Below are 9,139 nucleotides of genomic sequence, written 5' to 3'. Positions count from 1 at the left end.
GGCTGTTCTAGCAGTCACTTCAGCTGTGAAAAACTCTAACAGCCTTCGCTGTACTTTTTTACTTATTTTACAACGGGTTATCTTCATAAAAGTAGTCTAACATAGTGCTTATCTACTACAGCCCCAATTATAAAGTGCGTCCCAGCTTATTTATGTACTACAAAGCTTTTGGAATACATATTATAATAAACCGTTATAACATATATCCATGGCCAGAAGACATGCCTATTTTAATAACTTCAATTTTTTTCGTCATAGGTATTGACACCTAAAAAAAACTGCGTATAATACGCCTTCATCAACTGACGATAGTTAATTGATAATTAGCGGGAATAGCTCAGTGGTAGAGCATAACCTTGCCAAGGTTGGGGTCGAGAGTTCGAATCTCTTTTCCCGCTCCAAATACTTAAAAAGCCTCACTTAACAGTGAGGCTTTTTTTTGTCTAATTTTCGGGGCTTATAGAGAAATTCTCGAAATATCTTTTCTAATTCAGTTAAGTCTAGCTACTCAATCAAAAAGCCCATTTTCGGTGCGGTGCCCATTTGGTGCCCAAACCGTGCCCTGCCCTAAAACTGCGTATGCGTATCTGACCACAACCTAGCTATTTTTGGTTCAAAAATCATCATGATACCTAACCTAGTAAATTTGGCACTATGCTGACTTTTGAACCCAACCTCAATTCAGGAAAAAACGTGTTTCTCAGAGGTATAATTTTTCTAAAATGCATTTTGGTTTTATAACATCTAAGATTAATTGTCGTTTAAACTGTGATGACCACAACCTAATATTTGAAAAAAATTGGGACGAGTAGCATATTTATCGGCGCTAAGTTTGATGATTTTCAAGACACTCCAAAGAACTATTCTATTAAGCATTCTAACTTTCTTCTGAGCCCCCTTCCTCACAAACTTCATCTTCTTCATAGAGGATAATATCGCCGGGTGTGCAATCTAAAAGCTTACAAAGCTCATTTAATGAATCAAAGTCTATTCTAGTGACTTCATTATTGTACATTCGATACAAAGTAGATCTTCCTAGTTTAGACATCCTGTCAGCATCAGCTACACGGATGCCTCTTTGTGCAAATAAAACAGGTAAATTGAGCTTAATCATTTATAAAATCCCTAAAGTGATAAAAAAGTGCTTGCAAGTGATAATATTTATAGATAATATGTACTCATTAGTGATAACTAATCATTCACTAATAGTAAATTTATTTCACATGGAGAACTATTATGTCACAGACTTATCTCACTACTCAAGAATTAGCCGATCGTATCAAATACGATGCACGTACTATCCGTAACCAACTTAAGGACACTGTTTTGATTGAAAACATCCATTACATTCGTCCTTTTGGCGGTCGCAAGATTTTGTACGTTTGGGAGCGTATCGAAGAGGATATGTGCAAGCCGGTTATGAGTGCCATCAACGGTATGGCTTTACAGTAAGTTTTATTTAAACAAGGAGTCAAATAATGGCGTCAATAAGATCGAGACGTGGCAAGCTATTCGTAGATTTTCGATATTTGAATATGCGTTGCCGTGAGACAACCAACCTCACAGACACTCAAGCTAATCGAAAGAAGCTGGCTAAAATTATCGAAAAAATGGAAGCAGAAATCACTCTAGGTATTTTCGACTATGCCGCTTACTTTCCAAAGAGTGAACGAGCGCAGGAGATGACGGCACTGGCTGATAGAGCCGAAGCTTGTATCAGTCGCAATCCAACCTTTGAGCAGTTTGTCGATATTTGGTATGAGGAGAAGAAGATTGAATGGCGACCGAGCTATCGACAAAAGATACAGATTATTCTAGATAAGTATCTCTTACCTGCGTTTGGTGGCAAAGCGGTACATGCCATAAAAAAATCAGACTTGCTGACCTTCCGTAGCTCTCTCGCCAAAGTTCGTTACGGTAAAGATGGTCAGTCAAGTCTGTCAGTAGCACGGATCAACCAGATCATGATACTTCTTCGTATGATACTAGAAGAAGCATCAGATCGCCATGAGTTTGAGATGCCTTATAAAAATATTAAGAATCTCAAGCAAGCTCGTCCTGATGTAAATCCTTTTACCTTAAGTGAGGTATGGCTGATTTTAAAACATGTCCGTGCTGATTATAGGCCCTACTACACCATTCGCTTTTTTACCGGGATGCGTACCAGTGAGATTGATGGGCTTAAATGGGAGTGCATTAACTTTGATCGTCGTGAGATCAGTATAAGAGAGGCATTAGTTAATGGTGAGATGGGTCCGACGAAGACATTAGGCTCACAGCGTGATATTGCGATATCACAGTTAGTTTATGACGCCTTACTGGAGCAAAAGACTCGTACCTTTGGTAAGTCAGAGTTTGTGTTTTGCAATTCACAAGGCAATCCAATGGAGTACCGTAATGTGAATAGACGGGTGTGGAAGCCAACTCTTGCCCTACTCGGTTTGAAACACCGGCGTGCTTATCAAACTCGGCACACGGCAGCCACGCTTTGGCTCGCTGCTGGTGAGAACCCTGAGTGGATAGCACGTCAGATGGGCCATAGCAGTACAGAGATGCTGTTTCGAGTATATAGCCGTTATGTACCTGATATCACTCGTCAAGATGGCTCAGCGATGGATAACTTGCTACTGGCGAGCAAGGAGAAGCTAACCAGTGCATCGAATAGCTCTGACACTGAAGCACTAATCACGAATGCACAAACTGACAAGGAGACGTCACAATGAAAATCATCAATTATGAGCAGCTGTTTGGTGAGTTTAAACCTGACGGTGCAATCAGTGAGGATGCAAACCTTATCGCTAATGCATTGATGCGTGAGTTATATATTTCATCTGGTCATAACCTAGCACGCTTCTTAGGATTGAAGCAGTGTTTTAATAACGATATGGCGATGCGTGTGTGGGTGCAGAAGCGCTTGGATGCTCAGGATGGGTACTTTGTGGAAGATATGCGCAGTCAGCTTCAAAGCGAACTTTATGAGCTACTACCGCACTCTGACTATGGCAGCTACTGAGGAGAATATGATGAGTATAAAACTTCAGCCTAATATGACGCAGAGCCCATATGATATCAAAATATGTGAGGATTACTGGGCATATGATAATCAGAGCAGCTTTATTAAACATGTGAAGACGCTTTGTGAGAAGTATGAGGTAAGTCCTCAAGTATTCTTTGAGACAGTTGCTCAGTGTTATGCCTACTTAGACGATGTGGTATGTGAGTACTGCGGTTATGCTTGTCCAATCGAAGTACCTGCTGACATTCCTTATATGCGTGCACAAGACAGTTGGTTATGCGCAATATGTGAGCATGCTTTATGGCGGACAGATAAAGAAAACAAATAAGTGTTAACCATCGAAAAGGCCAGGCAGCATAAGTTGTCTGGCCTTTTCTTGTATCTAGTATCTCTGAGCTATGCTGAAGAAACCGTACAAGTAAACTTGGTAAACTAACGACTCAACGAGGAGTTTACCATGACCAAGAAAGTTAGAACTTACAGCACAGAATTTAAAGCAGAAGCTGTCAAGAAGATAGCGGATAATAATGGCAATATTTCAGCTACTGCAAAGCAGCTCGGGATCGCCATGCAAACCTTATCTAACTGGCAGAATAAAGCCAATCAGGGCAAGCTTGTGGGCACTGAACAATACGATCCTGATCTTATGAGCGCCCTTGAAGAAGTAAAACGGCTAAAGCGCCAGCTTAAAGTTGCTGAGGAGGAGCGCGAGATATTAAAAAAGGCGACGGCGTACTTCGCCAAGCACAGCTAGTAAAGTACGCTTTTATCAAAGACAATCAGCAGATATTTAGCATCACAACTATGTGCCGTGTATTAAAGGTTAAATCATCAAGTTACTATGACTGGTCAAGTCGTGACATTAGTGATCAGCAGATACATCGTAATCACTGCGAGCTACTAGTCAAAGCCGCTCATACTGAAACATATGAGCGTTATGGCGTAGATCGTCTACATGCGCATCTAAGTGATCAAGGCCATGACATCAGTCCCTACATGGTTAGAAGTATTAAAGAGGAACACGGCATCAAGTGCCGTCGTCATAAGCGCTTTAAAGTCACTACTGATTCCAATCACAATAAACTGGTCTATGACAACGTGCTGAATCAGCAGTTTGACGCCAAGCGTCCCAATGAGTCTTGGGTCAGCGATATTACTTATATCTGGACAAACGAAGGTTGGCTGTACTTAGCTGGAGTCAAAGATTTATACACTAAAGAGCTTGTCGGATACGCTATTAACAAGCGCATGACCGCAGATTTAGTATGTCGTGCGCTTAACATGGCAATTAAGAATAAACGCCCAAGCAAGGGACTAATTGTGCATTCTGATAGAGGCAGCCAGTATTGCAGTCACGCCTACCACAAGACCATTAAGCAGCATCAATTTATAGGCTCAATGAGCGGCAAAGGCAACTGTTTCGATAACGCTCCGATAGAAAGCTTCTGGGGCGTATTAAAGAATGAGCTGGTATATCATCAAGACTATAAAACAAGGTTCACAGCCATCAATGATATTATCAGTTATATCGAGCTGTACTACAATCAGACGAGGATTCAAAAGGGTTTGGGCTATCAATCGCCAAGACAGGTGTGGTTTGATTATTATCGTCAAGCTGCGTAACTAAAATCTCCCAAGTTTAAGTCTACGGGATTGACGGCAGGGGTCACTTATACACAGTTTAAATTTAGTTCTGAAATATCTCCGCTAATTGATAGCAAGCCCTAGCTTTGTTAGAAATACATTAAGATATATTCTTACTTTCATTAATACGCCAACGTTTTTGCTTTTTAACTAGGGTAGATTGATCAATATTAAGAGCGTTAGCAGCTGCCCTTGTAGTGCCATACTCCGCTATAGCTTCGTTGATTAATTTTTGTTCTAGAACCTCTACTTGTGATTTCAAAGAGCGCTTATCTTGTTTCAAAGGGCTTTTTAAACCGAATTCACTGGGTAAATGTGCAAATGTAATTAATGACTGATCAACGGTAACTACTAACCTTTCCGTTAAGTTAATCAACTCACGAATATTACCGGGCCAGTTATAGCCGCTTAATTGTGAAAGAACATCTTCGTGCCAATGACAATCTAGTTCATATTTTTCATTAAAGTATTGAATGTAATGTTCTAGTAATGGACGAACTTCATCGCTTCTTTCTCGTAACGGTGGTAGATAAATGGGAACAACACTTAATCGATAAAGTAAGTCTTCTCTAAATAATTTTACTTCTACCAGTTTTTTTAAATCATAATGTGTAGCGGAAATTAAGCGGAAGTTTGTTGTTTTAAACTCAGTGCCACCGACAGGTATAAAGCGATTTTCAGCAATTACTTTAAGTAACTTTGCTTGCAAACTGAGCGGTAAATCACCAATTTCATCCAAGAATAAAGTGCCGTTATTGGCGGCTTCAAGCAGTCCAATCTTTCCTTTTATCAATGCTCCAGTAAAGGCTCCCGGCATATATCCAAAAAGTTCAGCTTCAAGTAGTGCTTCTGGCATAGCCGCGCAATTAAGTTCAATAAATGGACCGTCACAGACCTTGCTATACTGGTGGATGGTATTTGCTAATAATGTTTTGCCAGTACCAGTTTCACCTTGAATAAGCATTTTGGCACTAGTTGCAGCAACTTTTTTTGCTAAATCATAACAAGCTTTCGTATTACGGCTAATAATAAATTTTTCTTGCGCAGTACTCTCTTCGACTGACGTTCCGTAATTCTCTCTTAGTTTTAATAGTTGCTCAAGCTGCTCTTCTGCATGCTTTGCTTTTAAAAGCTCTGTTATATCCCTTGCTGTAGTGACAACGTACTCTATTCGACCTTGTGCATCGAACATCGGAGTACCAGAAACAAATATTTTATGATTACTACCTATTGTTTGAATGATAGTAATAGCACGCAGTTCTTTCAATACTTCGAGTGAAACGGAACGCGAAATAAAACCAGCCTTGACGACTTCAGACATATGCAAACCGATCAAACGCCGCTTAGGTAGCCCTGTCATTTGCTCATAAGCTTTGTTCATAGTAATTGTTATACCATTACCATCAGTGATATAGACACCATCACTTAGCGCATCTATAACCCTCTGTAGATTTTCATCAAGGAACACTCAGTTCTACTCCTTTATTTTTTCACGCAAACGCCAACCATATATTAAGAAGCATAATAACACTCCAGCAGCGAATGCCCACGTGGCACCTTTTATAACTAGTATTCCAGCAATAACACCAGCAATACCTAGATCACTATCGCAACGCGCTTCTTGAATGCCAATTCGAACACTAACATAGCCTTGAATCAATAATGTTAAAGCTAATGCTATTCCTAGTATTGGTTGTACTAAACTGACTACAGGCAATAGTAACAATCCAGTATTAGTCCCCCAGCGGAAAGAACCAGCACCCCCAAATATTGAGTCCATTGCCTGTCTGCCCTGCTTGTATCGCTCAACAATCACAACATGCATTGCTGCCCACAAAGGACCACACATTGCAACATCTGGTCCCATAATACTCATTCCCAGATTTCGAGCGCCAAAAATCAGATGTGCTCGATTCGGATCGTAATCAATTTTTTCATCTTGGCGTGCTTCATCAGCTTCTTCTAATATGGATTTGCTTTGTAATACATCACCAAATAATACGATGTAAGCAGCCAGGACTGTTGGAATAGCTGTTAAATACATTGTCATTGGAGGGAGACCTACACCAAATACAGTATATTCGGTAAACATTGTCACAAAGTCTGGCTTTGTGATACCCCACTGGATATCTGGCCAAGGTGCTTCTGAGAACATCGGCGCAAGAATAATTGCCAGTACAATAATAGGAAATACACCAAGGTTACCAATAAAACGAAAGCTCCAATGATACTTTCTTAACTTAGCAAAATGCTGCGAAAAGATTAAGTAAAATGCGATCCCAACAGCGATAGTAACAGTAAACGGATAAGTCTCAAACCGCCCGCCTTCTTGAAAAACCACAGATACTGCAGCTAGCCCGGCACCCATAATGATGCCTGCTTTAATTGCACTAGGAATAAGATGAACGACTCGCTTAGCTGCACCTGATGCTCCTAAAAATATGGCGAATAAGCCTAACATCATCTGAAAAGCAATGAGCGCATGGACTCTACTTTCTCCTTCAGGAAAAGTAGATACATACATAATAAGTAGAGGTATAGCAGGTGTGATCCACCCAGGTACGACAGGATCACCTAATAGGTGATGGAGTAGATAAAAAATTCCATTGATCATCACAATGGCAAGGGCTGCTTCAAAGGGCATACCCAGTAGTTCTGTCATTAGCGGAATAGCAGCTAAATCAACAGCACACATGAGTAGACCTTGGAAATAATCAGGCCACTCAAAACGGTAATGTAGAAAGGGTAGTCGGACTTTAAATGGTCCTAGTGGATAATAAGATGCTTCTCCTGCTGCCGTTCGCTTCTTCCATAAAGACATAGCAGACTTCCTCCTTAAAAGGCTTCTTGGTATATAGTTTCAATATCTTTGACACTAAGTTGTCTAGGGTTGTTTCGCAATAACCTGGTCACAGCACTAGCTGAAGTAGCTAACTCATTTAAATCGTCAAACTCGATTCCAAACTCTCTAAGTTGTTTAGGGATAGATACAGACACACATAATGCTTCAATTTTAGCGACTACATAGTCCCCCGCCTCAGATTCACTAATAGAATGGTCTGCACCCATAGCAATCGCAATATCGATAAACTTGTCTGGGCAACTAGTACTATTCCACCTCATCACATGAGAAAACATAACTGCATTACTAACACCGTGAGATAAATGGAATCTACCACCAAGCGGATACGCAAGCGCGTGTACAGCTCCAACGCCAGCATTACCAAAAGCTAACCCCGCCATTAAACTAGCTGTAGCCATTTTCTCACGTGCAGCTATATTAGTAGGCTCTTGATAAGCAACAGGCAATGCATCAACAATCATTCGGATTGCAGCAATGGATAAAGATTTAGTGATTTCGGAAGCAAAATTAGATAAGTAACTCTCTACTGCGTGTACTAGCGCATCAACGCCACTTGCAGCAGTAACAAATTCTGGGCAGCTCAATGTTAGCTCAGGAGCGACAATAGCAACATCTGGTAGTAGCTCATTACTTACTATGCCTTTTTTAATCTGTGCTTGAACATCCAACAATATTGATATGTTAGTAACTTCAGAGCCTGTTCCTGCTGTTGTTGGCATACAAATTAAAGGGATTTTCCGAGGCGCTACTTTATCCTCACCGAATAATTCGCTCAATGATCTTGTTTCACCACTATAAATCGCAACGGCTTTTGCCGTATCCATTGCGCTACCACCTCCTATAGCGATAACCCCATCACATTGATTTTCTTCGAAAGTCTCACAGCAAGCCTCAACAATGTGGGTTTCTGGCTCTGCTGAAATATCACTGTAAATAAATATATTTTCAACACCGTTTGATTTGAGATTATCAATGACTGGTTGAATAATACCGGCGTCTTTGACACCTTTATCCGTTACAATTAACGGTCTTTTTACATTTAAGCTAGCCATCTCTTCAGGTAGCAGATAACTAGAGTTCTCACCTGTCAACAATCGACGAGCAGTTTTAAAGATTTGAACGTTATCAGTATTCATCAATTTACCTCGAGTATTTGTAAGTTAAACTCTAGTAACATTGATGCAATCTACGTACCAAACTTATTAAAAAAATATAAGTAATTGATAAAAAAGATTAAATTAATTAAAACGATTATAAAGCCTATTAATTATGATGAATAAAATCATCACTAATATTTATTTTATGATTTTATTCATCAGATAAGACTGAGTGTTGAAATAAAACTATTCATAAGATTGCAAATCCTACAAAAAAATAAACCGCCCTACTTTATAGTTAAGGCGGTTTAACAAGTTTAGGCTGAACTGTAGTGGTCAACTAAACTAGGACACCTGATAAGTGTAGTGGCATAGTAAAATTGGATGATCTTCGGGGAGTTTCCTAAAAACTGTGTAACTGCTTATAATCCATTAACAGGAGAATAAGCAATGACTACTCAATCTGACATTAAAAAACTGGCCGAGCAAATGGCTGGTAGCATGAACAGCTTCGATGAC

The 9,139-nt window shown here is 40.0% G+C and carries 9 protein-coding genes, 1 tRNA gene and 2 pseudogenes; 7 read left to right on the top strand and 5 right to left on the bottom strand.

The window, feature by feature from the left end; translation table 11 throughout:
• Window positions 1-87 (bottom strand): annotated as a pseudogene (locus JMX63_RS13950) (IS1595 family transposase); the annotation flags it as partial.
• 239 nt (window positions 88-326) lie between these two features.
• Here JMX63_RS13950 and JMX63_RS13945 point away from each other — a divergent pair.
• Window positions 327-401 (top strand) — tRNA-Gly (locus tag JMX63_RS13945).
• Between the two features lie 476 nt (window positions 402-877).
• Here the strand turns inward: JMX63_RS13945 and JMX63_RS13940 are convergent.
• Window positions 878-1,114 (bottom strand): helix-turn-helix domain-containing protein, encoded by a 237-nt coding sequence (locus JMX63_RS13940; RefSeq protein WP_192519426.1) that lies wholly within the window; start codon window positions 1,112-1,114, stop codon window positions 878-880.
• A 122-nt stretch (window positions 1,115-1,236) separates the two neighbouring features.
• On the opposite strand from JMX63_RS13940, the gene JMX63_RS13935 reads away from it, so the two are divergent.
• The 5 genes from JMX63_RS13935 (at window position 1,237) to JMX63_RS13915 (ending at window position 4,639) form a co-directional block, all read left to right on the top strand.
• Window positions 1,237-1,452, top strand: coding sequence for a hypothetical protein (locus tag JMX63_RS13935; RefSeq protein WP_021815097.1), 216 nt, complete (start codon window positions 1,237-1,239; stop codon window positions 1,450-1,452).
• A gap of 26 nt (window positions 1,453-1,478) precedes the next feature.
• Window positions 1,479-2,723 carry a site-specific integrase gene (locus tag JMX63_RS13930; protein WP_201573071.1) on the top strand — a complete coding sequence of 415 codons (1,245 nt, stop codon included), beginning with the start codon at window positions 1,479-1,481 and terminating at the stop codon, window positions 2,721-2,723.
• Window positions 2,720-3,013 carry a hypothetical protein gene (locus JMX63_RS13925; RefSeq protein WP_201573068.1) on the top strand — a complete coding sequence of 98 codons (294 nt, stop codon included), beginning with the start codon at window positions 2,720-2,722 and terminating at the stop codon, window positions 3,011-3,013. The genes JMX63_RS13930 and JMX63_RS13925 overlap by 4 nt, the downstream gene beginning before the upstream one ends.
• 10 nt (window positions 3,014-3,023) lie before the next feature.
• A complete protein-coding gene (locus JMX63_RS13920) occupies window positions 3,024-3,344 on the top strand; it encodes a hypothetical protein (RefSeq protein ID WP_227673350.1) in 321 nt (106 codons plus the stop codon).
• A 129-nt stretch (window positions 3,345-3,473) separates the two neighbouring features.
• A protein-coding gene (locus JMX63_RS13915; protein WP_201573065.1) for an IS3 family transposase occupies window positions 3,474-4,639 on the top strand; the annotation gives its coding sequence in 2 pieces (ribosomal slippage) (window positions 3,474-3,732 and window positions 3,732-4,639; 1,167 coding nt in all).
• 121 nt (window positions 4,640-4,760) lie between these two features.
• Here JMX63_RS13915 and JMX63_RS13910 read toward each other — a convergent pair.
• From JMX63_RS13910 to JMX63_RS13900, 3 genes are read right to left on the bottom strand one after another with little or no spacing between them, the layout of a single operon-like run.
• Window positions 4,761-6,128 carry a sigma-54 interaction domain-containing protein gene (locus JMX63_RS13910; protein WP_227673349.1) on the bottom strand — a complete coding sequence of 456 codons (1,368 nt, stop codon included), beginning with the start codon at window positions 6,126-6,128 and terminating at the stop codon, window positions 4,761-4,763.
• Window positions 6,129-6,134: 6 nt separating this feature from the next.
• Window positions 6,135-7,481 (bottom strand): hypothetical protein, encoded by a 1,347-nt coding sequence (locus tag JMX63_RS13905; protein WP_102092562.1) that lies wholly within the window; start codon window positions 7,479-7,481, stop codon window positions 6,135-6,137.
• Window positions 7,482-7,495: 14 nt separating this feature from the next.
• Entirely contained in the window at window positions 7,496-8,659 is a 1,164-nt protein-coding gene (locus JMX63_RS13900; protein ID WP_201573063.1) for an iron-containing alcohol dehydrogenase family protein, read from the bottom strand.
• A 411-nt stretch (window positions 8,660-9,070) separates the two neighbouring features.
• Here JMX63_RS13900 and JMX63_RS14775 point away from each other — a divergent pair.
• Window positions 9,071-9,139: pseudogene (locus JMX63_RS14775) on the top strand (transposase); the annotation flags it as partial.

The sequence above is a fragment of the Psychrobacter nivimaris genome (assembly GCF_904846365.1).
Taxonomy (GTDB): Bacteria; Pseudomonadota; Gammaproteobacteria; order Pseudomonadales; family Moraxellaceae; genus Psychrobacter; species Psychrobacter nivimaris_B.
Note: the sequence above shows the minus strand (reverse complement) of the source record. Positions and strands in the feature narration are given on the sequence as shown.

Excerpts from the sequence above, each read along its gene's own strand:
- JMX63_RS13940 (WP_192519426.1), bottom strand. The coding sequence starts at position 1,114 with ATGATTAAGCTCAATTTACCTGTTTTATTTGCACAAAGAGGCATCCGT.
- JMX63_RS13935 (WP_021815097.1), top strand. The coding sequence starts at position 1,237 with ATGTCACAGACTTATCTCACTACTCAAGAATTAGCCGATCGTATCAAA.
- JMX63_RS13930 (WP_201573071.1), top strand. The coding sequence starts at position 1,479 with ATGGCGTCAATAAGATCGAGACGTGGCAAGCTATTCGTAGATTTTCGA.
- JMX63_RS13925 (WP_201573068.1), top strand. The coding sequence starts at position 2,720 with ATGAAAATCATCAATTATGAGCAGCTGTTTGGTGAGTTTAAACCTGAC.
- JMX63_RS13920 (WP_227673350.1), top strand. The coding sequence starts at position 3,024 with ATGAGTATAAAACTTCAGCCTAATATGACGCAGAGCCCATATGATATC.
- JMX63_RS13905 (WP_102092562.1), bottom strand. The coding sequence starts at position 7,481 with ATGTCTTTATGGAAGAAGCGAACGGCAGCAGGAGAAGCATCTTATTAT.
- JMX63_RS13900 (WP_201573063.1), bottom strand. The coding sequence starts at position 8,659 with ATGAATACTGATAACGTTCAAATCTTTAAAACTGCTCGTCGATTGTTG.